At 74.1% G+C, this 20,611-nt stretch carries 18 protein-coding genes; 6 read left to right on the top strand and 12 right to left on the bottom strand.

The genetic code is table 11. The annotated features are described in order from the left end of the window. Positions 1–52 precede the first annotated feature (52 nt). Both ACQ614_RS05315 and ACQ614_RS05310 read left to right on the top strand, forming a co-directional pair. Positions 53–1,948, top strand: coding sequence for an FUSC family protein (locus ACQ614_RS05315; protein ID WP_431677003.1), 1,896 nt, complete (start codon positions 53–55; stop codon positions 1,946–1,948). A gap of 247 nt (positions 1,949–2,195) precedes the next feature. Continuing rightward, a complete protein-coding gene (locus ACQ614_RS05310) occupies positions 2,196–3,401 on the top strand; it encodes an MFS transporter (protein WP_431677002.1) in 1,206 nt (401 codons plus the stop codon). Between the two features lie 76 nt (positions 3,402–3,477). On the opposite strand, the gene ACQ614_RS05305 is transcribed toward ACQ614_RS05310, so the two are convergent. From ACQ614_RS05305 to ACQ614_RS05295, 3 genes are all read right to left on the bottom strand, one after another. Continuing rightward, the gene (locus ACQ614_RS05305) at positions 3,478–3,735 is read right to left on the bottom strand and encodes a ferredoxin (protein ID WP_431677000.1); all 258 of its coding nucleotides are present in this window, start codon (positions 3,733–3,735) and stop codon (positions 3,478–3,480) included. Continuing rightward, positions 3,732–4,934 (bottom strand): cytochrome P450, encoded by a 1,203-nt coding sequence (locus ACQ614_RS05300; protein ID WP_431676999.1) that lies wholly within the window; start codon positions 4,932–4,934, stop codon positions 3,732–3,734. The genes ACQ614_RS05305 and ACQ614_RS05300 overlap by 4 nt, the downstream gene beginning before the upstream one ends. Positions 4,935–5,151: 217 nt before the next feature. Beyond that, complete coding sequence (locus ACQ614_RS05295; RefSeq protein ID WP_431676997.1) at positions 5,152–6,573, bottom strand: DUF2252 domain-containing protein; 1,422 nt, start codon at positions 6,571–6,573, stop codon at positions 5,152–5,154. A gap of 107 nt (positions 6,574–6,680) precedes the next feature. Between ACQ614_RS05295 and ACQ614_RS05290 the strand changes: the two genes are divergently transcribed. Continuing rightward, entirely contained in the window at positions 6,681–7,082 is a 402-nt protein-coding gene (locus tag ACQ614_RS05290) for a pyridoxamine 5'-phosphate oxidase family protein (RefSeq protein ID WP_431676996.1), read from the top strand. Between the two features lie 79 nt (positions 7,083–7,161). On the opposite strand, the gene ACQ614_RS05285 is transcribed toward ACQ614_RS05290, so the two are convergent. Next, positions 7,162–8,796, bottom strand: a complete 1,635-nt coding sequence (locus ACQ614_RS05285; RefSeq protein ID WP_431676994.1) for a M4 family metallopeptidase — start codon at positions 8,794–8,796, stop codon at positions 7,162–7,164. A 377-nt stretch (positions 8,797–9,173) separates the two neighbouring features. Between ACQ614_RS05285 and ACQ614_RS05280 the strand changes: the two genes are divergently transcribed. Continuing rightward, the gene (locus ACQ614_RS05280) at positions 9,174–9,614 is read left to right on the top strand and encodes a GNAT family N-acetyltransferase (RefSeq protein WP_431676992.1); all 441 of its coding nucleotides are present in this window, start codon (positions 9,174–9,176) and stop codon (positions 9,612–9,614) included. Positions 9,615–9,663: 49 nt separating this feature from the next. On the opposite strand, the gene ACQ614_RS05275 is transcribed toward ACQ614_RS05280, so the two are convergent. Further along, a complete protein-coding gene (locus ACQ614_RS05275; RefSeq protein ID WP_431676991.1) occupies positions 9,664–10,575 on the bottom strand; it encodes a LysR family transcriptional regulator in 912 nt (303 codons plus the stop codon). Positions 10,576–10,881: 306 nt separating this feature from the next. On the opposite strand from ACQ614_RS05275, the gene ACQ614_RS05270 reads away from it, so the two are divergent. Next, positions 10,882–12,111 (top strand): serine hydrolase domain-containing protein, encoded by a 1,230-nt coding sequence (locus ACQ614_RS05270; RefSeq protein ID WP_431676990.1) that lies wholly within the window; start codon positions 10,882–10,884, stop codon positions 12,109–12,111. Positions 12,112–12,221: 110 nt separating this feature from the next. Next, on the top strand, positions 12,222–12,401 hold the full coding sequence (locus ACQ614_RS05265) for a hypothetical protein (RefSeq protein ID WP_431676989.1): 180 nt from the start codon (positions 12,222–12,224) through the stop codon (positions 12,399–12,401). 77 nt (positions 12,402–12,478) lie between these two features. On the opposite strand, the gene ACQ614_RS05260 is transcribed toward ACQ614_RS05265, so the two are convergent. The 7 genes from ACQ614_RS05260 to ACQ614_RS05230 form a co-directional block, all read right to left on the bottom strand. Next, positions 12,479–13,135 (bottom strand): hypothetical protein, encoded by a 657-nt coding sequence (locus ACQ614_RS05260; RefSeq protein WP_431676987.1) that lies wholly within the window; start codon positions 13,133–13,135, stop codon positions 12,479–12,481. After that, positions 13,132–13,632: an NUDIX domain-containing protein gene (locus ACQ614_RS05255; RefSeq protein WP_431676986.1), complete on the bottom strand. Its 501-nt coding sequence runs from the start codon at positions 13,630–13,632 to the stop codon at positions 13,132–13,134. Before ACQ614_RS05255 ends, ACQ614_RS05260 begins: the two co-directional genes overlap by 4 nt. A 26-nt stretch (positions 13,633–13,658) precedes the next feature. Continuing rightward, positions 13,659–14,657 carry a Gfo/Idh/MocA family protein gene (locus tag ACQ614_RS05250; RefSeq protein WP_431676985.1) on the bottom strand — a complete coding sequence of 333 codons (999 nt, stop codon included), beginning with the start codon at positions 14,655–14,657 and terminating at the stop codon, positions 13,659–13,661. Between the two features lie 179 nt (positions 14,658–14,836). After that, complete coding sequence (locus tag ACQ614_RS05245; protein WP_431676983.1) at positions 14,837–17,353, bottom strand: glycoside hydrolase family 3 C-terminal domain-containing protein; 2,517 nt, start codon at positions 17,351–17,353, stop codon at positions 14,837–14,839. Then, positions 17,350–18,183 (bottom strand): carbohydrate ABC transporter permease, encoded by an 834-nt coding sequence (locus ACQ614_RS05240; RefSeq protein WP_431676982.1) that lies wholly within the window; start codon positions 18,181–18,183, stop codon positions 17,350–17,352. Before ACQ614_RS05240 ends, ACQ614_RS05245 begins: the two co-directional genes overlap by 4 nt. Beyond that, on the bottom strand, positions 18,180–19,145 hold the full coding sequence (locus ACQ614_RS05235; RefSeq protein WP_431676981.1) for a carbohydrate ABC transporter permease: 966 nt from the start codon (positions 19,143–19,145) through the stop codon (positions 18,180–18,182). The genes ACQ614_RS05240 and ACQ614_RS05235 overlap by 4 nt, the downstream gene beginning before the upstream one ends. A gap of 76 nt (positions 19,146–19,221) precedes the next feature. After that, a complete protein-coding gene (locus ACQ614_RS05230) occupies positions 19,222–20,517 on the bottom strand; it encodes an ABC transporter substrate-binding protein (protein ID WP_431676980.1) in 1,296 nt (431 codons plus the stop codon). Positions 20,518–20,611: the final 94 nt, after the last annotated feature.

Here is a 20,611-nt window from a genome sequence, read left to right as displayed (position 1 = left end):
GGCCCAGCCCCTGCGGCCCCGACGATGCGGCCCTCGACATCCGAGGAGGACCGTGCGCCTGCCACTGCCCCGCCCCCTGTCCGCCGCACCCGGCTGGCTGCTGCACCCGCTGCGCTGGCAGCGCGGCGGACCGGTGCCCTGGCCGGCCATGGTGCGGGGCGCCCTGGGCATGGGCCCGGTGCTGGCGCTCTGCCTCGCCGCCGGGCAGCCGCAGGCAGGCGTCCTGGCCGGGCTGGGTGCGATGTTCGCCGGTATCAACGACCGCCCCGGCACCTGGCGCAGCGGCGTGGCGCACATGGCGCTGCCCGCTCTCGCCGGCGCACTCGGCCTGCTGCTCGGACGGACGGCAGGCCCCTGGGCGCTGCCGGTGCTCGCACTGGTGGGCCTGGTGTCGGGCGCGGTGAGCGTGGCCGGCCCGGTCTGGTCGCTGGCGGGCCTGCAACTGCTCGTCCTGACCGCCGTGGGCGGCGGCATGCCGCTGACGGTGCCGGCCTGGCTCGGCGCCGCATTCTTCCTCGCGGGCGCGGCCTGGATGCTGCTGCTCCGCCTGACGGTACGTCGCCCGGCCGGCGGCCCGGCAGCGGACGAACGGGCCGCAGTGGCGGCGGTGTACGACGCGCTGGCCGACGCCCTGGAGGCGGTCGGCACCCCCGCCGCCGAGCCGGCCCGGCGCGCGCTGACCGCCGCACTCGACCGGGCCGACGAGGCGCTTCGGCTGCGGGCGCTGTTCCGGCTGCCGGGCCGCGCCCGGGCCGCCGCCGACCTGCGGACGGCCGCCCGCCTCGGCACCGCGGCCGCGCTCTGCGAGGCCAGCGTCGCCCTGCTCTGGGAGGGTGCCCCGCTGCCGCCGCGGATCGCCGACGGGCCGCGCCGCCTCGCGGACGCCGTCCGCCGCGACACCGCGCCGGGCGCGCTGCCCGCCCCCGTCTCCGACACCCCGGCGCGCAGCGCCTTCGACCGGGCCGTCCTGGAGGCGGGACTCGCCTTCGGCGCGGCCGACCCCGAGGCACCGCCCCGGCGCCCGCGGCGCCTGCTGGTGCACCCGGCGGGCCCGGCGGGCCGCGAGTACGGCCTGCGGGTTGCCGCCTGCGTCACCGTCAGCACCGCCGTGGCGCTCCTGCTGCACACCGGGCACTGGTACTGGCTGCCCGCCACCGCGGCGTTCCTGGTGAAGCCGGACTTCGGCCCGCTGTTCTCCCGGGTGGTCAGCCGCTTCGTGGGCACCGCCGCCGGCGTGCTGGCCTTCGTACCGCTCGCCGGGCTGCTCACCGGCCCCTGGTGGCCGGCCGCGGCGGTGGCCGCCGGGGGTGCGCTGATCCCGTTCGCCGTACGGCACTTCGCCCTGCAGACCGCGGTGATCACGGTGACCGTGCTGGCCTTCGTCTCGGTCGGCGGCGACCGGCAGGCCGCCGCCTCCCGGCTCGCCGACACCGCGGTCGCCTGTGCGCTGGTCCTGCTCGTCGGGCACCTGCCCCGGCTCGCCGACACCCAGGCGCGGGTCGGCCACCGCTCCGCGCGCGCCCTGCGGCACACCCGCCGCTACCTGGACCACGTGCTGACCGGCCCCGAGTCCGAGCCGCGCCGCGCGGAACTGCGCCGCGCCGCCTACCAGGCGCTCGCCGAGGCCCGTACCGCCGCCGAGACCGCCGCCGTGGAGCTGCACACCGGACGCACCCGGGACTGGCTGCGCGTCACCACCGGCGCCGAGCGGATCGTCGACGCGGCCACCGCCGCCGCCGTCCGCCTGGAGCACGGCGCGGCCCGGCCGGACGCCCCGGCGGCCCGTCGGGTGGCCGAGGCCCTGGACGCCGTCGCCGACGCGCTCGACGGCCGCGGCGGCCCGCCGGCCGGGCGGCCCGCCCTGGAGGAGCTGCCGCCGGACTGCCTGACCCTCAACGACATCGTCGGCGAACTCCACCGCATCCGGGACCTCACCACCGCCGCCTGACCGGCGGCGCACCACCACTGCCGTGCCACGGCCGCCGCCGACCCCCGTCCCGGGCCGGCGGCGGTCCGGACGATAGGGTCGGTACGAACCCGCCCGACCCGGCCCGGCCCGGCGCAAAATCCCCGCGCCGCCGGACACTTCCGGCCGGAGCGGCCCTGCGGCGGTCAGCGGCGACCGCCCGCCCGCCCAGCGAACCCGCCCACCGGACCGGCGCACCCGCCGCCGGTGGCGGGACCACGGAGTCACCATGCCTCTGGCGCTCGTCGCCCTAGCCGTCACCGCCTTCGCCATCGGCACCACCGAGTTCGCCGCCATGGGCCTGCTGCCGCAGATCGCCGACGGCCTGCACGTGTCCATCCCGCAGGCCGGCTGGCTGATCTCGCTCTACGCCCTGGGCGTGGTGATCGGCGCGCCGCTGCTCACCGGCCTGTGCGCGCGGCTGCCGCGCAAGGCCGTCCTGGTCGGGCTCACCGGCCTCTTCACGGTCGGCAACCTGCTCTGCGCGATCGCCCCGAACTTCGCCTTCCTCGCCGTCGCCCGGCTGATCACCGGCCTGCCGCACGGCGCGTTCTTCGGCGCCGGCGCCGTCGCGGCGGCCGAACTCGCCGCACCGCACATGCGGGCCCGGGCGGTGTCGGTGATGTTCTCCGGGCTGACGGTGGCCAACATCGTCGGCGTCCCCGCCGCCACCCTGCTCGGCCAGCAACTCGGCTGGCGGGCCGCGATGCTGGTGGTCGTCGCGATCGGCGCACTGGGCGCCGCCGCGATCGCCCGGCTCGTCCCGCACCTGCCCAGCCACCCGCAGGCCGGGCTCCGGCACGAGCTGTCGGCCTTCCGCAGCGGGCAGCTGTGGCTGGCCCTCGCGACCGTCGTCGTCGGCTGCGCCGGCCTGTTCGCCTGCTACAGCTACATCACCCCGCTGCTCACCGAGGTCGCCGGGTTCGCGGAGAGCTCGGTGACGGTCGTCCTCGCCCTGTTCGGCGTCGGCTTCACGATCGGCAACGCGATCGGCGGCTGGGCCGCCGACCGGGCGCTGCGGCCCAGCATCTGCGCCGCCTTCCTGCTGATGGCGCTGGCGCTCGGGGTGTTCGCGGTGACCGCGCACGCCAGGTGGTCGGCCGCGGCGATCGTGGTGCTGATCGGCATCGCCGGGTTCGCGGTGGTGCCGACGGTGCAGACGCTGGTGCTGCAGAAGGCCCGGAACGCGCCGACCCTCGCCTCGGCGACCGTTCAGGGGGCGTTCAACCTCGGCAACGCCCAGGGCGCCTACCTCGGCGGGCTCGCGCTGAGCGCCGGCTGGGGCTGGACCTCGCCCACCCTGGTCGGCTCCGCCCTGGCACTGGCCGGCTGCGCCATCGCCGGCGTCTCCTGGGCCGTGGACCGGCAGGCGGGCGAGCCCTCCCGATCCGTGGCCGGCCCGACGCGGGAAGCCCTCCAGCACCAGCCGAACTGACCCCCCGGGTGCCCCGGCCGGAACCCACACCGGGAGCCCCGGCGGGACACTCGCCCGCCGGGGCAGCCGGCCCCGCTCAGTCCAGCGGGGCCACCAACTCGCCGGTGGCCGCCAGGTGCACCGTCAGCGCCTCGGTCGGGCACATCTCGGCCGCCTCCGTCAGCTCCTCCGAGGCCGTGGCCACGGCGTGGCGCGGCCGGGCCTTCCCGTCGTCGCCGAGCAGCAGGTCGCCCGGCGCGGCGGCCGCGCACAGCCCGGTGCCCACACAGCGCACCCGGTCCACCCGGACCTCCAGGCCATCCGGCGAAGAACCGCCCGCCGAGGAGCCGCTCACCAGGCCACCGCCAGCCGCAGCGGGCTGCGGGTGAGCAGGCCGCGCCGCCACTCGATCGCCTCCACCGGGTCGACCAGCCGCAGCGCCGGGAACCGCCGGGCCAGCCCGTGCAGGGCGAGTTCCAGTTCCATCCGGGCCAGCCAGGCGCCCAGGCAGTGATGCGGGCCGGCGCCGAAGGTCAGGCTGGGCGTGTCGAGCGGATCGAACAGCGGGATGCCGTCGGGGTAGACGGCCGGGTCGTGGTTGGCCGTGCGGGCGTCCGCGGCGACCACACTGCCGGCCGGGATCAGCACCCCGCCGATCTCCACGTCCTCGACCGCGCGGCGCAGCAGGCCGGGCGTCGTCTCCTGGTCGCCGAGCGGCACCGCGCGCAGCAGCTGCTCGGCCGCCGCGGCCGCGTTCGCCTCGCTCTCGGCGATGCGGGCCCAGCCGTCGGCGCCTTCGGAGAGCAGGTAGACCAGGGCGTTGCCGAGGGAGGTCATGGTGGTCTCGTGCCCGGCCACGACCAGGCCGCAGACCAGGGAGACCAACTGGGCCTCGGTGACGCCCTCGGTGCGGTCGGCGGCCTCGACCAGACTGCTCACCAGGTCCTCGCCCGGGTCCTTGCGGCGCTCGTCGACGAGCTGCTGCCCGAACCGGCCGAACTCCTGCATGGCCTGCTGGATCTCCTCCGCGGTGTACGCGGTGGCCGACAGCGCGTGGTCGCTCCAGCGGCCGAGCCGCTCGTAGTCCAGGCCGTCCAGGCCCATCAGCCGGCTGATCACCGCGACCGGCAGTGACCGGCTGAACGCGCCCACCACGTCGGCGGGGGAGCCGGCCGTCTCCAGGCCGTCCAGCAGCCCCTCCACCACCGAACCCACCCAGGGCCGCCAGCGGGCGATCGACCGCGGGGTGAAGGCGCGCTGCACGGTGCGGCGCAGCCGCTGGTGCTCCTCGCCGTCGAGGTTGAGCATGGCCTGCGGGTCGTCCAGCAGATTCGGTACCAGCGTGGTGGCGGGGGCGTCGGGAGCGAACAGCGAGGCCCGGTCGAAGCGCGGGTCGGCGAGCAGCTTGCGGACGTCGGCGTGGCGGGTCACCACCCAGACGGGCGTGCCGGTGGGCAGCGCCGCCAGACGCGGCGGGCCGGGCTCGGCGTGGCGCAGGCAGTGCAGCGGGACGAGGGCGGGCATGTCGGGGGCCGCGGGGTGCGCGGTGGTCATCCGGTCCTCCAGGCGTCGGCGCCCGGCCGTCCGCCCTGCGCGCACCGCAGGCGGACGCGTCGGTCCGGGCGTTCACTCGTGCAGGTGTGCGGGGTCGGCGGGCGTGCGGGCGCCGCGGCACCCGTCCCGACACCCGACCGTACGGGTACGGCGGACGCGCCGGAAGGACGCGAATCGGCCATCGGAGGACCGGAGTCCGCCGATGGCCGACGCCGTCTCAGATACCGGTCTCCGCGGGCAGTCGGCCGGCCCGGACGGCGGCCAGCAGCTCGGCGTGGTCGGCCTCGCTGCGGTCCGCGTACGCGACGGCGAAGTCCGCCATCGCCACGTCCAGTTCCTCGCTCTTGCCGCAGTACCCGGCGAGCACCGCCGCGTCCGCGGTGTGGGTGTGTGCCCGGGCGAGCAGTGCGCCGGTCAGCCGGCCGTAGTCGTCCAGCTGGTCGGGGCGCAGTGCCGCCGGGTCGACGCTGCCCTTGCGGTTGCGGAACTGCCGCACCTGGTAGGGGAGTCCGTCGACGGTCGTCCAGCCCATCAGCACGTCGCTGACCACCTGGATGCGGCGCTGGCCGAGCACCACCCGCTGGCCCTCGTGGACCGGCAGGCCGGAGACCGCGAAGCCGGCCCGGGCCAGGTGCGGCAGCAGCACCGAGGGCCGTGCCTCCTTCACCTGCAGCACCAGCGGCTGCTCGCGCTGGTCGACCAGCAGCACCACGTACGCCCGGGTGCCGACACTGCCGGTGCCGACGATCCGGAACGCCACGTCCTGGACGCTGTACCGGCTCAGCAGCGGCTGCATCTCCGGTGCCACGGTCGACAGGTAGGCCGCCAGCGAGCCCGCCACCGCGGCGGTCTCGGCGTCCGGCACCCGGCTGAGCACCGGCGGCGCCGGGGTGAACCGCCAGCCGCCGTCGTCCTGACGGACCGTCGACTTCGCGGCGAACCGGGCACTGGTGTTCCGTAGCGCCTTCTCCGCCACCGCCTCCAGCACCCCGGCCAGGTCGTGCGCCTCGGCGAAGGCGACGAGGTGCTCGTCGGCGATCGCGTTCCAGGCGTCCAGCGCGGGCAGCTTCGCCAGCTTGCGCACCGTCTTGCGGTACGAGGACGAGGCGTGGAACGCCGCCTGCCGGCAGACGTCCTCCGAGGCACCCGCCTGGCGGCCGGCCAGCACCAGGCTCGCCGCGAGCCGCTTCAGGTCCCACTCCCACGGACCGGGGGCGGTCTCGTCGAAGTCGTTGATGTCGATCACCAGCCGGCCGCGGGCGTCGCCGTAGAGGCCGAAATTCGCCGCGTGCGCGTCACCGCAGAGCTGCGAGACGACCCCTGACACCGGGGTGTCCGCCAGGTCGTGGGCCATCAGCCCGGCCGAACCGCGCAGGAACGCGAACGGCGAGGCCGCCATCCGTCCCACTCTTATCGGCACCAGGTGCTCCAGGCGCCCGATGTTGGCCTCGTCCACCGCCTCGGCCACGGTCGGCCGGTCGGCCGACACCTCGAAGCGGGCGTGCGTCGCCCGCGGAGCCCGCTCGCGCAGCGCCCTGCCGCGCTGCTTGCCGTCCCCCTGCGGGGGCCACGGTGCGAATCCCGGTACCGCCTGTCCCAAGATCGCCCCACCCGCCGTCTGCTCGGCCAACCCCACCACCGGCACTCCGTCTCCTCTGGCTGATCACGCTACTGCAGCCCAGCACGCTACCGCCGGAGGCTCCCCGGCAGGCAGCGGGTCCGTTCCGGGTCCGTAACATGCAGGTCATGGCCCATGATCTCGGCGCACTCGACGACGCCTACCTCGCCTTCTGGCGCGAGTACCAGCTGTGCACCTTCACCACGCTGCGACCGGACGGCACGCCGCACGTGGTGCCGGTGGGCGCCACCTTCGACCCCGAGACGCTGGTGGCGCGGGTGATCAGCAGCCGCACCAGCCGCAAGGTGCGCAACGTGGCCGAGGCCGGCCCGGACGGCGCCCGGGTGGCGCTCTGCCAGGTCGACCGGGCCCGCTGGGCGACCCTGGAGGGCGTGGCGACGGTCAGCCAGGACCCGGACAAGGTGGCCGACGCGGTGTCCCGCTACACCGAGCGCTACCGCCCGCCGCGGGTGAATCCGGACCGCGTGGTGATCGAGATCCGGGTCGACCGGGCGCTCGGCCGGGCCTGAACCCCGGACGTCGACGACAGGCGCCCCGCTCCGCCCGGCAGGACCGGGGGAGCGGGGCGCCGCGGTTCGACGGTGCGGGTCAGCCCACGCTGACCGCCGACCAGGCGGCGGCGACCGCCGCGTACTCGGTGCTGCCGGCGCCGTACAGGTCGGTGGCAGCCTTGAGGGTCGCCGTGCGCGCACCGGCGTAGTTGGTGGTCGACGTCATGTAGACGGTCAGCGCGCGGTACCAGATCTTGCCCAGCGCGTCCCGGCCGATGCCGGAGACGGTGGAGCCGTTGCAGGTGGGGCTGTTGTACGAGACCCCGTTGACGACCTTGGCGCCGCTGCCCTCGGCGAGCAGGTACGCGAAGTGGTTGGCCACGCCCGAGGAGTAGTGCACGTCCAGGTTGCCGACGCTCGAACTCCAGCAGTCCGCCGACTTGGTGTCCCGCGAGGGCTGGTCCATGAAGCGCAGTGCGGGCTTGCCGAAGCCGGACTTCACGATCCGCTCGCCGATCAGGTAGTCGCCCGCGTCGGAGGCGTTGCCCGCGTACCACTCGACCAGCGTGCCCATGATGTCCGAGGTCGCCTCGTTCAACCCGCCGGACTCGCCGGAGTAGTTGAGCTTGGCACTGCGCGAGGTCACGCCGTGCGACATCTCGTGTCCGGCGACGTCCAGCGACACCAGCGGGCCGAAGGTCGAGCCGTCGCCGTCGCCGTACGTCATGCAGAAGCAGCTGTCCTGCCAGAACGCGTTGTTGTAGTTGTTGCCGTAGTGCACCCGGTTGTACGAGCCCTTGCCGTCGCCGGCGATGCCGGAGCGGCCGTGCACGTTCTTGTAGTAGTCCCAGGTCGTGTTGGTGCCGTACTGCGCGTCGACGGCGGCGGTGGCCCGGTCGGCGGTGGTGCCGGTGCCCCAGTGGTTGTCCGCGTCGGTGAACAGCGTGGCGGGCGCCCGGCTGAAGCAGATCGAACCGAAGCACAGGTCGGTCTTGTTGGCGGCGTCGCCGGTGTAGGTGTTGCCGCGGGTCGGGTCCTTCAGCTGGTAGCTGCTGCCGGAAGCGGTGGTCTCCAGCGCGACCGTGCCGCTGTACAGCGAGGCGCCGTCGCCGGCCGCGGTCTCCAGGCCGTCCCAGGCGTCGATCCGGGCGCCCGTCCGGGCGTCGGTCAGCACCGTCCTGGCCACCGGGTTGCCCAGGTAGTCGGTGCCGGAGACGGTGGTCTGCCAGGCGAGGCGCGGTGTGCCGGAGCGGGCGTCGACCACCAACTGCGGCTGTGCGCCCTGCTGCACGGTGGTGCGGCCCTGGCCGGCGCGGGCGAGTTCGCCGTTCGCCTGCTCGACGGCGGCGGCCTTGCCGACGGTCGGGGTGGTCGACGGCACGGCCAGGTCCGTGGTCGCGGCCCGGTCCGCCCCGCGGTACGAGCCGTCCGGGGCCAGGTGCACCACCAGGTCGCCGCCGAGCACCGGCAGGCCGGCGTAGCTGCGGTCGAAGCGGACGTGGCGGCTGCCGTCGGCATCCGCCACCACGTCCCGCACGGTGCTGGACTGCCGTTCGGTGACGCCGAGTTGGGCCGCGTGCGAGGTCATCGCGGCCTCGGCCCTCGCCACCGCGGCCGACTGGGACGGCGCCGGGCGGTCGGCCGCACCCGCGGTCGGCGAAACGGCGGTCACCAGCGCGCCCGCCACGACGGCGACGGCGGTGGCCACGGCGGTGCTGCGGGGAATGCGCATCGTGCTCCTCGGTGTGTGGGGAGGGTGCGGGCGCCCGCGAGGGGTGTGCGCGGGGCCCGGCGGAGCGTGGCGCTGAACCTGAGAGAGGGTCACGGCGGAGGGGTGCCGCCGGAGTACGTTGTTTTACATGTCCAGGACAGTTCCCGTAAAGACCGCCTGCAGAGGGATCTGTGAGGGGCAGCCACGCGGGGCGCGGCTCGATGTGTGGAAGAGCCGGGTGCCGTTGCCCACGCTGGCCGCCCGGGGTCGAACCCTGTGGCCGAGAGGATCAGGAGCCGTTCCATGTCCGACGAGATCGCCCTGCGCCCGGTGACCGCCGACGACCTCGACCTGTTCGAGTGCGAGTTCAACGGGCCGGAGGGGGCCGGTCAGTACCAGTGGTCGGCTTCGGCTCACCGGCCGGCCTGCGCCGGCAGTTCGCGGAGAACGGCCTGCTCGGCCCCGACAGCGGCGTGCTCTCCGTCGCGGAGGCGGGCCGGACGGTGGGTCGGGTCGAGTGGTTCGCCGGCACCTGGGGGCGGCCCGCCACTTCCACCTGCTGGACCCTGGCGATCGGACTGGTGCCCGCTGCGCACGGCCGCGGCATAGGCAACCGGGCCCAGCGACTGCTGGCCGAGTACCTCTTCGACCACACCAGGGCCGAACGGCTCCAGGCCTGGACGGACTGCGCCAACCTCGCCGAGCAGCGCGCGTTGGAGAAGGCGGGCTTCGTCGGGGAGGGCGTGCTGCGCTCCGCGCAGTGGCGCGGCGGCCGGTGGCACGATCAGGTGATCTTCTCCATGCTCCGTGCGGAGCGGCCCGGCGGCGAGCCGAGCTGAACACACGGCAGTGACCGGGCTGACGGGTGGTCGGGTCCCGTTCGGCGGATCACACGACAGGCTCGGGTCGGGGCTTCTCGTCGGCGAGTTCGCGCAGCACGCCGACGAGAGCCGTGACGGCGGCCGACGGCCCGGTGCTCGGCCACAGCAGGCCGTAGTCGAGGGTCGGCCCGTCACGGAAGGGGACGAACACGACGCCGGGTCGGTCGTGGTACCGGGCGGCGCGCACGGCCACGACCGACACGCCGAGACCCGCGGCGACCATGGCGGGGGCCTCGGGCCAGAACGTGTATGCGGCTCCTCGGGGGACTGGGCGCCCCGAAGGGGTATGGGAGGGCAGGTGGAAGTCCAGCAGGGATTTCGGGACGTTGCCCCGCGGGGTGATCAGCGGGGCATCGGCCAGGTCCTCCAGTGACACACTGCTGCGCCCGGCCAACGCGTGGCCGGCCGGGACCATCAGTGCCCGCGGCTCGGAGAGCAGCACGGGTCCGCTGGTGATGCCGGGCTCGCGTACGGGGAACTCGCTCACCTGCACGTCCAACTCGCCTCGCCGCAGCGGGCCGAGCGGGTCGTCGAACTGGATCTCGTGGATCTGCACGGTGCACCCGGCGTGCCGGACGCGGAAGATCTCGGCCGCGCGGAGGACCAGATCGGCGCACCAGGGAGTCGAGTAGCCGACGCGCAGCGGACCGGTGATGCCGCGCGCCTCGGCGACGGCCCGGTCGATGGCCTGCTGGATCTGCAGGCGGGCGGGCAGCAGGTCGTCGCGCAGCTGTTGGCCGAGCGCGGTGAGGCGGACCGTGCGGGAGGTGCGTTCGAACAGCGGCGCGCCGATGCGCCGTTCCTGCTTCTTGATGGCGTGGCTGACCCGGGACGGAGTGATGTGCAGCCGCTCGGCGGTGCGCCCGAAGTGCAGTTCCTCGGCCAGCGCCAGGAAGATCTCGATGTCGCGCAGTTCCATGCCGCCTCCTGATCATGAACCTAGCGGTCAATGCTGCGTTGACACAACGCGCATCGATGACCGGCGGGACAACGCAGCCTTGCCGACTTCGCCGTTGTTCGCCCCCCAGGGCGCCCGCCAGGCTGAGAGCCGGTGCCTGAGGGGTGGTGCCTGACGGGCAGTGACCGGGCCGGCCGCCTGGCCCGCGACGTGGGGCTGTTCGCCGTCCGCATCAGCGGCTGCGTGGCGTGCGTGCACGCGCACACCGCCGGGCCACGAGCCCCGGGACGTGCCGTAGATCGACCACTGAACACAAGGAGACCCGTGATGGGAACGCGTGACGCCGGCTTCTCGAAGACGGGACTGCAGAGGGTGCGCGACGTGCTCGCGCGGCATGTCGAGTCGGGACGGATACCCGGGGTCGTGGCGCTGGTGAGCCGGGGTTCGGAGACGCACGTCGAGGCACTCGGGACGATGCACCACGGCGGCGGCGCGCCGATGCGCCGGGACACGGTCTTCCGGATGGCCTCCACATCCAAGCCGGTCACCATGGCCACGGCCATGGTCCTGCTGGACGAGTGCCGGCTGCGCCCGGACGACCTGGTCGAGCAGTGGCTGCCGGAACTGGCCGACCGGCAGGTGCTGAAGCGGATCGACGGCCCGCTGGACGACACCGTGCCGGCGCGGCGACCGATCACCGTACGGGATGTGCTGACCTGCACCTTCGGCCTCGGCATGGATATGACGTCACTGGGCACGCCGATCATGAACGCCGTCTTCGAGCAGGGTCTCACCCCCGATCTGCCGACCCCGATGCCCGAGCCGGACGAGTGGATGCGCCGCCTCGGCACGCTCCCGCTGATGCACCAGCCCGGCGAGCGCTGGCAGTACCACATCGGCAGTGATCTGCTCGGCGTGCTCGTCGCCAGGGTCACCGGCCGACCGTTCGAGACCTTCCTGCGCGAGCGCGTCCTCGAGCCGCTGGGCATGACGGACACCGGCTTCCACGTGCCTGCCGACAAGGCCGACCGCCTGCCCACCCTCTACGCCCCCGACCCGCGGACGGGCGAGTTCACCGTGTGGGACGAGGCTGCGGACGGGCGCTGGAGCAAGCCTCCGGCGTTCCCGGGCGGCGGTGGCGGTCTAGTCTCCACCGCCGACGACTACCACGCCTACTTCCGGATGCTGCTGAACCGCGGCCTGCACGGGAGCGAGCGGATCCTGTCCCGGCCCGCCGTCGACCTGATGACCACCAACCGTCTCACGCCCGAGCAGAACGCCGCGCGCACCGCCATGGCCCTCGACAACGTCCACCTGTCCTTCGGCCAGGGACAGCACGGCGGTTGGGGCCTCGGCATGGCGGTGCGCACCTACCGCGGCGACTACGCGCCCGTCGGACAGTTCGGCTGGGACGGCGGAAGCGGCACCTCGACCTACGCCGACCCGGAGAACGGGCTCACCGGGATCCTGCTCACCCAGGTCGGCATGTCCGTCCCCAACGCCGCCCACCTCATCCAGGACTTCTGGACCACCGTCTACCAGGCCGTCGACGACTGACACCGACCCACCGTCCTGCCGGTCCACAGAACTTCGTCACCGCCGGCTCCGTCGCCCTGGCCTCCGCGACCGGCCCGGTCGGCCACGTACTCGCAGAGAAGGGCAAGGGCGTGGCCCTTCACGGCAAGTCCGTGGCCGACCGGGCCGACCAGGTGCTGCCGGCTCCCACCGCAGCCATGGCCCTGCTCAACCAGCGGGATCCCGCAGAGGCCGACAACTTCCGCAACACCGTCCTCGTTGCCCTCGACGCCGTCGGGACGGCCGCCCGGAACAGCAGGTTGGCCCGCTGAGCCCGGTGTGCCACCGCCCGCCGCATCCTTCGCGACGCCTGACCGCCGTCCCCTCGCTCGCGGCCCGGGACGGCGGGTCAGACCGCCCAGTCCTCGCAGTACTCCAGGTGCAGGCCCCGGCCGTGCGGCGCAAGGATGCCCTCGAGGTGGTGGATCTCGGCGCAGTAGTGCGGGGAGGCGGGATGGGCGCGGATGTGGGCGGGGCCGTGCCGGGCCACGTCCAGGAAGCGGTCCGCGGTCTCCCGGAAGGCCCTGGCGCTGCCGGTCATGAACAGCGTCCCGGCCACCACGTACTGGTGGAAGCGGTCGCGGTACTCCTGGTGGTGGCGGGCCTGGTAGTCGACCCCGTCCGCGGTCCGCCTGGCCTCCGGGAGGTCGGCGGTCTGCGGCACCCCGGCGCCGAGCCGGGCCCGCAGTTCCTTCCACCGCGCCGGGGGGAACTGCAGCGAGTGGTGCAGCAGCACCAGATCCAGCCGCTCGTCCTCGCCCGCCGCCCGGGCGAACGCCGCCGGTGGGCGGTTGCGGCGGATCGGCAGATGGACCAGCGACCGCGGCGACCGCGCCGCCAGCAGCCACAGCCCGCCGACCGTCCGTGCCGCCCCGCGGTCGAACCAGCCGTTCAGGAAGTGGTCCTGGTCGAGCAGCACCGCCCGCTCCACGGCGTGGCGCGGGCGGATCACCCGGTACTCCTCGGCGCCGAGCCGCGCCCGGTGCACCTGGACCGGCAGCTTCACCGCTTGCCGCCCACGGGCCCCAGGTACAGGTAGTCGGCCTGCCCGGTGCTGCGCGCCCGGTCGACCGACTCCAGGAACTTCATCCGCCGCGGGCTGAGCTCGGCCGCCCACTCCTTCAACGGCTGCACCCGGAAGCCGGTGTGCTCGGCCGGGTCGGTGCGGATCGCCGCCAGCTGGGCGTCGTCCAGGGCGCCGCCGTCGAAGACGAAACCGATCTTGAACGGCAGTTCGCCCACCGGCGGGGCGAACATCACCGTCAGCAGCCGGCCCGGCTCCTCCGGGAGCACCAGGCCGGTCTCCTCCCAGGTCTCGCGCCGCGCGCAGCCCCACGGGTCCTCGCCGAAGTCGAGGTTCCCGCCGGGCAGCTGCCACAGCTCCGGGTCGTAGACCGACTTGAGCATCAGCGGATTGCCCGCCGCGTCGGTCAGATGGGCGGCGGCGAACACCGTGCCGTGCGGAAGCGTCCGGACGAACTCCGCGGTCGGCAGCAGTTCCACGGCAGCACCACCCTCCCGGCCCGGGCTCACTCGCCGGGGTAACGCACCCCGATCCGGTCCCGGACCGCGTCCAGCGTACGCATCACCGCGAGCGAACCGTCCAGCGGCACCAGGGGTGATTCGGTCAGCCCGGCGCGCAGGCACCGCCCGACCTCCGCCGCCTCCGGCCCGTACCCGTGCCCGGCGCGCGGCGCCGCCCGGAACTCCTCCGGCTCCCTGCCGCCGCGGTGCAGCACGAAGCCGTCCGGGTGGAAGAAGTCCCGCTCGATCTCGATCCGGCCCGCCGAGCCCTGGACGGTCGCCCGCTGCCCGCTCTGCGCGGTCAGCGAGCAGCCCAGCAGCGCGGTGGCCCCGCTCGCGTGGCCGAGCACGATCGCCGTGTTGGCGTCCACGCCCTGCGGGGTGAGCCGTGCCCAGGCGTGCACCGACTCCGGCTCGCCGAGCAGCAGTTGGGCGAAGGCCACCGGATAGACGCCGAGGTCGAGCAGGGCGCCGCCGCCGAGCGCCGGGTCCCACAGCCGGTGCGCCGGGTCGAACTCCGCCGGGAAGCCGAAGTCCGCGTGCACCGAACGGACTTCACCGATCGCGCCGTCCGCGATCAGCTCGGTGATCCGGCGCACCGCCGGATCCAGGTACGTCCACATCGCCTCCATCAGGAAGAGCCCGCGCTTGCGCGCGGTGGAGATCAGCTCCTCCGTCTGCGGGGCACTCAGCGTGAACGGCTTCTCGCACAGCACCGACCGGCCGGCGTCCAGCAGCAGAGCCGTCGCCTCGTGGTGGAAGGCGTGCGGGGTGGCCACGTAGACCACGTCCACCTCGGCGTCCGCCGCCAGCTCCCGCCAACTGCCGTACGCCCGCGGGACGCCGAAACGGTCGGCGAAGGCACGCGCACCGGCCGCGGAGCGGGACGCCACCGCCACCACCTCGGCGCCCTCCACGCCCAGCAGGTCCTCGGTGAAGGAGGCGGCGATGCCGCCGGTGGCGAGGATTCCCCAGCGGATCGGGCGGTCGGCGGCGGGCTGCATGCTGCTCCCTCGGGTACGGGCGGTGCGGTGCGGGCCTGCTGGTCACCGGCCCTGCGGTGGGCGGCACGGGTGGTCCCCGAGGGTCATCGCCCCGGCAACCGCTCTCCGGCCGCCGGTCACCCTAACCCGCGGCGCCCGGCGGACGGCACCCCTGTCCGCCCGTCGGGCACCCCGCCCGGTCAGCCCTCCACCACCGGCCCCTCCCCGGGCGGGCCCGCCGACAGGGCCGGCCCGGCCTGCGCCACCTCCACGGCCGCGGCCAGCGGCACGTCGCCGCAGGACGGCCCGACCAGCACCGTGAACACGCCCTTTTCGGCCAGCCAGCGCCGCTCCCCGACCGACCAGTGGGCCAGTGCCCGCGGTGCCACCTCGATCCGCGCCTCCACCCGCTGCCCGGGCTCGGCGCGCACTGCCGCGAAGCCCGCCAGCCAGCGCACCGGGCGTGCCACCGCGCTCCCCGGCCGCGCCAGGTAGACCTGCACCACCTCGCGCGAGCCGCGCCGCCCGGTGTTGCGCAGCACAGCCCGGACGGCGAACCCGGTGCCCGGCGCGATCCGCCGGGGGACCTCCACGGCCAGGTACTCCCAGCTGCCGTAGCCGAGCCCGTGGCCGAACCAGTACGCGGGTTCGGCGCCCGCCCGGAGCCAGCCGCGGTGGCCGATGTCCAGGCCCTCCCGGTAGGCGAGCACACCGTCGAGCGGCCGGGTGCCGAGGACGGCCGGGCCGTGGCCGGTCGCGGGCCAGGTGGCGGGCAGCCGGCCGCCCGGCTCGGCACGGCCGAACAGCACGTCGGCGAGTCCGTCCCCGCCCTCCTGGCCGGGGAACCAGCCGAGCAGCACCGCCCCGGCCTCGCCGCGCCACGGCATCAGCACGGGCCCGCCGGAGTTGACCACGACCACGGTCGCGGGGTTGGCGGCGGCCACCGCGGAGACCAGCGCGTCCTGGCCGCCGGGCAGTTCGAGGGTGTCGCGGTCGAAGCCCTCGCTCTCGTGCTGCTCGGAGGTGCCGACCACAACCACCACCGCGTCCGCCCCGCGGGCGAGGGCGACGGCGGCCGCGAACTCCTCCTCGGGCGTCCCCGCCGGCGCGTCGGCGGTCAGCGCGACCACCTTGCCGTGGCCGGGCTCCACGATGCGGCGGGCCAGCAGTTCGACCTCCTGCCCCTGCGCCAGCTCCACCCCGGCCTGCCGGAAGGCCGGTGCGACGTGCAGGTACGTCGGGTCGTCGGACTCCGGCTCGGCGTAGGTGTCGAGCACCGTCCGGCCGTCCGCCTGCAGGCTGACGGAGCCCAGCCCGACCACCCCGAGCCGCCAGCGTCCGGCGGCGGGGGCGCGCAGCACCGTGCGGAGCTCCACGCTGTGCAGGGCCGACAGGTCGACGGTCTCGTCGATCTCGAAGCTGCGGCCGCTCGGCCGGTCCTCGTGGTGCAGCACGGCACCCTCGGCGTCCAGGAAGCGGACGTGCACCCCCGGTGCACCGGTCACGGGGTTGCGGCAGTCGGCCGGCCCGACGGGCTGCGGCCGTACCGAGGTCCGCACCCCGGCGGCGTGGCGGATTTCGACGCCGTCCGGGAGCGCGGCCCGGATGCCGTCCAGCGGCGACACGGCGGAGGCCGGGTAGACGGAGGCGCTGCCGCCGCCCTGGATACGGGCCGCCGCCGCGTTCGGGCCGATCACGGCGATGCGGCGCAGCCGCGCGGGATCGAGCGGGAGCAGGCCGCCGCGGTTCTCCAGCAGGACGGCCCCGGCGGCCGCCGCGCGGCGCAGCAGCGGCCGGGCGTCCTCTCCGGCTGCCCCGCCCGCTGCGGACGCGGACACGGGGGCCGCCTCCCCGAGGGCACCGACCCGGCGGGCCAGCCGCAGCAGTCGGCGCACCTTGTCGTCGAGCGCCGCCTCCGGCACGCTCCCGGCGCGGACGGCCTCGGCGAGCCGCTCGCCCCAGTGCTCGTTCGGGCCCGGCATGGCGAGGTCGACACCCGCCGCACCGGCGGCCTCGGTGCTGCGTACGGCCCCCCAGTCGGAGACCACCAGGCCGTCGAACCCCCATTCGCCCTTCAGCGGTTCGTCCAGCAGCGGACTCTCGCTCATGGCGCGGCCGTTGACCCCGTTGTACGCCGACATCACGGCCCACACGCCGGCCCGCACGGCGGCCTCGAACGGGGCGAGGTAGACCTCGCGCAGGGTGCGCTCGTCGATCGCGGCGTCGAGGGTGAGGCGTTCGGTCTCGGACTCGTTGCCGACGTAGTGCTTGGCGGTGGCGGCGACCCCGCCGCCCTGGAGGCCGCGGATGTAGGCGGCGCCGATCCGGCCGGTGAGCAGCGGATCCTCGGCGAAGCACTCGAAGTTCCGCCCGGCGAAGGGGGAGCGGTGCAGGTTGAGGGTGGGGGCGAGCAGCATGTCGACGCCCTTGCGACGGGCCTCGGCGGCCAGCACCGCGCCGAGCCGTTCGACCAGCTCCTCGTCCCAACTGGCCGCCATGGCGGTGGGGGAGGGGAGGGCGAGGGCGGTGTCCGTCTCGTCCCAGCGCTCGCCGCGGACGCCGATCGGCCCGTCGGAGGTGACGACCGGCCGCAGCCCGAGTGCCGGTTCGCCACTCGTGCGGAAGGTGCCGCCGCCGGAGACCAGCCTGGCCTTCCGCGTGGTGTCGAGGCCGTCGGCGACGGCACGGCGGGGGACGGGGGTGTCGATGGCGGTCATCCCTTCACGGCCCCTTGCATGATTCCGTCGATGATCTGGCGTCCCATCAGGAGGAAGACGGCGATCACCGGGAGACTGGCGACCAGCGCGCCGGTGAGCACGAGCGAGTAGTCCTTGATGTAGCCACTGGCCAGCTCGGAGAGGGTGAGCTGGATGGTGGGGTTCTGCTGGGTCATGACCACCTTGGGCCAGTAGAAGTCGTTCCAGGTGGCCATGAAGGTGAGCATGCCGAGCACGGCCATCGCGGGGCGGGCGGCGGGCAGTGCGACGTGCCAGTACAGGCCGCGGGTGGTGCAGCCGTCCATCCGTGCGGCGTCGAGCAGTTCGTCGGGGACGGCGGTGACCAGGTACTGCCGCATGAAGAACAGGCCGAAGGCGTTGGCGACGGCCGGCACGATCAGCGCCTGCAGGCGGTCGGCCCAGTGGAACCAGTTCGCCATCATGATGTAGAGCGGGATGATGCCCAGCTGGGTCGGCACCATCATGGTGGCCACCACCGAGGCCAGCAGCGGGTTGCGGCCCCGGAAGGGGAGTTTGGCGAAGGCGAAGCCGGCCAGCGAACTGGTCAGCACCACACAGGCGGTGACGGTCGAGGAGACGATCACCGAGTTGAGCAGGGCGAGGCCCATGTCGGTCTGCCGGAAGGCCTCGCCGATGTTGTGCAGCAGGTTCCCGCCGGGCAGCAGCACCGGGGGCACCCGGTGGATGTCGGTGTTGTTCCGGGACGCGGCGACGACCGTCCAGTACAGCGGGAAGACGGACAGCACCACGCCGACCGCGAGCGTGGCGTACACGCCCTTGCCGGCCGAGAGTTGGCGGTTGCGGCTCATGAGGCGTCGACCCCCTTCAGCCGGCGGGCGGCCAGCAGGTTGGCGGCCACCACGACCACGATCAGCAGGAACATCGCCCACGAGATCGCGGCCCCGTAGCCGTACTTGAAGCGGCCCCAGAACTGGTTGTACGAGTACAGCGCCAGGGTCTGGAACTGGTGCTGGGAGCCGCCGGTGGTCGGGTCCTGCTGCTGGCCGAACAGCATCGGCTCGCCGAAGAGCTGGAGTGCGCCGATGGTGGACACGATGACGGTGAACAGGATGGTCGGCCGCAGCATCGGGACCGTGATCGAGCGGAACTGCCGCCAGCGGCTCGCCCCGTCGATCGCCGCGGCCTCGTACAGCTCGAACGGCACCGACTGCATCGCGGCCAGGTAGATGAGCGCGTTGTAGCCCGTCCAGCGCCAGGTGACGATCGCCGAGATGGCCGCCCAGGAGGAGAGGGTGCCGGCCTGCCAGTCGATCCGGTCGGCGCCGAAGAGGCCGAGCACCCAGTTGACCAGGCCGAAGTCGCGGCCGAAGAGCTGGACGAAGATCAGGGTGACCGCGGCGACCGAGGTGACGTTGGGCAGCAGCACGCCGAGCCGGAAGAAGGTGCGGCCCTTGATCCGGTAGTTCAGCAGGTGGGCGAGGCCCAGGGCGAGCAGGAGTTGGGGCACGGTGGAGAGCACGCCGATGCCCAGGGTGTTCTTGAGGGCGTTCCAGAAGAACGGGTCGTCCAGCAGGCGCCGGTAGTTCTCCAGGCCGACCCAGCTGCTCTCGGTGCCGGGCCGGTCGGCCCGCCAGCCGGTCATGGAGACGTAACCGGTGTAGAGCATCGGGAAGAGTCCGAACACCGCGAACACCGCGAAGAACGGTGCGACGTACAGGTAGGGGGAGGTTCTGCGCTCGATGCGGTTCCAGCGGGCGGCCGGTGCGCGGGCCGGGCGCAGCGGCGTGTCGGCGGACACGGTCGCGGCCATGGTGGGGTGCTCCTAGCGGATGGGCCGCGGTGCCGGCGGGGTCAGGTCCGGGCCGGCACCGCGGGGTCTGGGGCTGTCAGCCGGTGATGTTGTCGACGTCGGCGAGGGCCTTCTGCCAGGCGGTGGCCGGGTCGGCCTTGCCCTGCTCGATCGAGGTCAGGGCGTTGCCGATGGCGGTGCCGATCTCCGCGCCGTGGGCGCCGAGCGGCTGCGGCTTCAGGTCCTTGGCGGACTGGGAGAAGATCCTGCCGGTGGGCGCGTTGTTGAACAGCGGGTCGGTGTGCTCGGCGATGTCGGGCTGGCTCCAGAGCGCCTGGTCGGACGGGAAGTAGCCCTTGTTCTTGAAGAGCCAGGCCTCCTGCTCCGGTGCGGTGAGCCACTTGGCGAGTTCGACGGCCGCCTTGGTGTGCTTGCCGGACTTGGGCACGGTCAGGTACGAGCCGCCCCAGTTGCCGCCGCCGCCGGGGATCCGGGCGATGTCCCACGTGCCGCCGTCGGTGGGCGGGTTGGCCTTGAACTGGTAGCTCATCCAGGCGGGGCAGGCGACGGTGGCGAACTGGCTCTTCTGGAAGCCGGTGTCCCAGGCCGGGGTGAAGGCCTGGATGCCGGCCGACTGGCCGTCCTCGACCGCTTTGGCGACGAGGTCGAAGGCCTGCTTGACGGCCGGGTTCTCCTTGACCACGGGCTTGCCGGAGGCGTCGTAGAAGCCGGTCGGGGCCTGGGCAACGACGGCGCTGAACAGGTTGCCGGCGCTGTCGAACCACTTCACGCTCTTGTTGGGGCTGTTGGCGAGGAACTGCTTGCCCGCGGCTGTGTAGGCGGGCCAGTCGGTGAGCAGGGCGGAGACCCGGTCGCGCTCGGTGGGCAGCCCGGCGGCCTTGAAGAGGTCGCTGCGGTAGCAGAGCGCCATGCCGCCCATGTCGGTGCCGAGCCCGAACAGGGCCTTGCCGTCGGCGCTGGAGGCGGGGGCGGTCTTGGACGGCACCCACTGGTCCTTGCTGACTCCGTACTGCAGGAAGTCGACGAACTTGGCGGCCTGCGGCTGGAAGCCGGCCACCTGGCCGATCTCGACGGCCTCGATGTCGGCGGTGCCGGAGCCGGCGAGCAGGTGGGCGTGCAGGTTCTGGTGGTGGGCGCCCAGGTCGGCCCGGTTCTCCTTGACGGTGATGTTGGGGTGCAGCTGCTCGTACTGCTTGTAGAGGTCGGCGTAGCCGAACTCGGAGAACAGGTTCACGGTGAGCGTGATCTTCGCGTCGGCGGCGTCCTCGGCCGCCGGGCCGCTGCTGGAGCAGCCGCCGGCCAGCAGGGCGGCGGCGAGGGCGGCGGAGGCGGCGAGGGCCGCGGATCTCCGGCCGGGGCGGGCGGTGGGCATGGCTGGGCTCCTTGCGGGGATTCGGCGTGATGTGGGAGAGCGCTCCACCGCGCGGACGTGCGGGCGACCGCCGGATCAGATGGGAGAGCGCTCT

It is taken from the genome of Kitasatospora dryopteridis (genome assembly GCF_050749075.1).
In the GTDB taxonomy this organism is placed as follows: domain Bacteria; phylum Actinomycetota; class Actinomycetes; order Streptomycetales; family Streptomycetaceae; genus Kitasatospora.
The sequence above is the reverse complement of the archived record's forward strand: the minus strand, read 5'-3'. Positions and strand labels throughout refer to the sequence as shown.

Coding starts and splice junctions, on each gene's coding strand:
- ACQ614_RS05240 (WP_431676982.1), bottom strand. CDS start 18,183: ATGAGCCGCAACCGCCAACTCTCGGCCGGCAAGGGCGTGTACGCCACG.
- ACQ614_RS05290 (WP_431676996.1), top strand. CDS start 6,681: ATGGCCCATGATCTCGGCGCACTCGACGACGCCTACCTCGCCTTCTGG.
- ACQ614_RS05275 (WP_431676991.1), bottom strand. CDS start 10,575: ATGGAACTGCGCGACATCGAGATCTTCCTGGCGCTGGCCGAGGAACTG.
- ACQ614_RS05230 (WP_431676980.1), bottom strand. CDS start 20,517: ATGCCCACCGCCCGCCCCGGCCGGAGATCCGCGGCCCTCGCCGCCTCC.
- ACQ614_RS05245 (WP_431676983.1), bottom strand. CDS start 17,353: ATGACCGCCATCGACACCCCCGTCCCCCGCCGTGCCGTCGCCGACGGC.
- ACQ614_RS05235 (WP_431676981.1), bottom strand. CDS start 19,145: ATGGCCGCGACCGTGTCCGCCGACACGCCGCTGCGCCCGGCCCGCGCA.
- ACQ614_RS05270 (WP_431676990.1), top strand. CDS start 10,882: ATGGGAACGCGTGACGCCGGCTTCTCGAAGACGGGACTGCAGAGGGTG.
- ACQ614_RS05285 (WP_431676994.1), bottom strand. CDS start 8,796: ATGCGCATTCCCCGCAGCACCGCCGTGGCCACCGCCGTCGCCGTCGTG.
- ACQ614_RS05250 (WP_431676985.1), bottom strand. CDS start 14,657: ATGCAGCCCGCCGCCGACCGCCCGATCCGCTGGGGAATCCTCGCCACC.
- ACQ614_RS05300 (WP_431676999.1), bottom strand. CDS start 4,934: ATGACCACCGCGCACCCCGCGGCCCCCGACATGCCCGCCCTCGTCCCG.
- ACQ614_RS05310 (WP_431677002.1), top strand. CDS start 2,196: ATGCCTCTGGCGCTCGTCGCCCTAGCCGTCACCGCCTTCGCCATCGGC.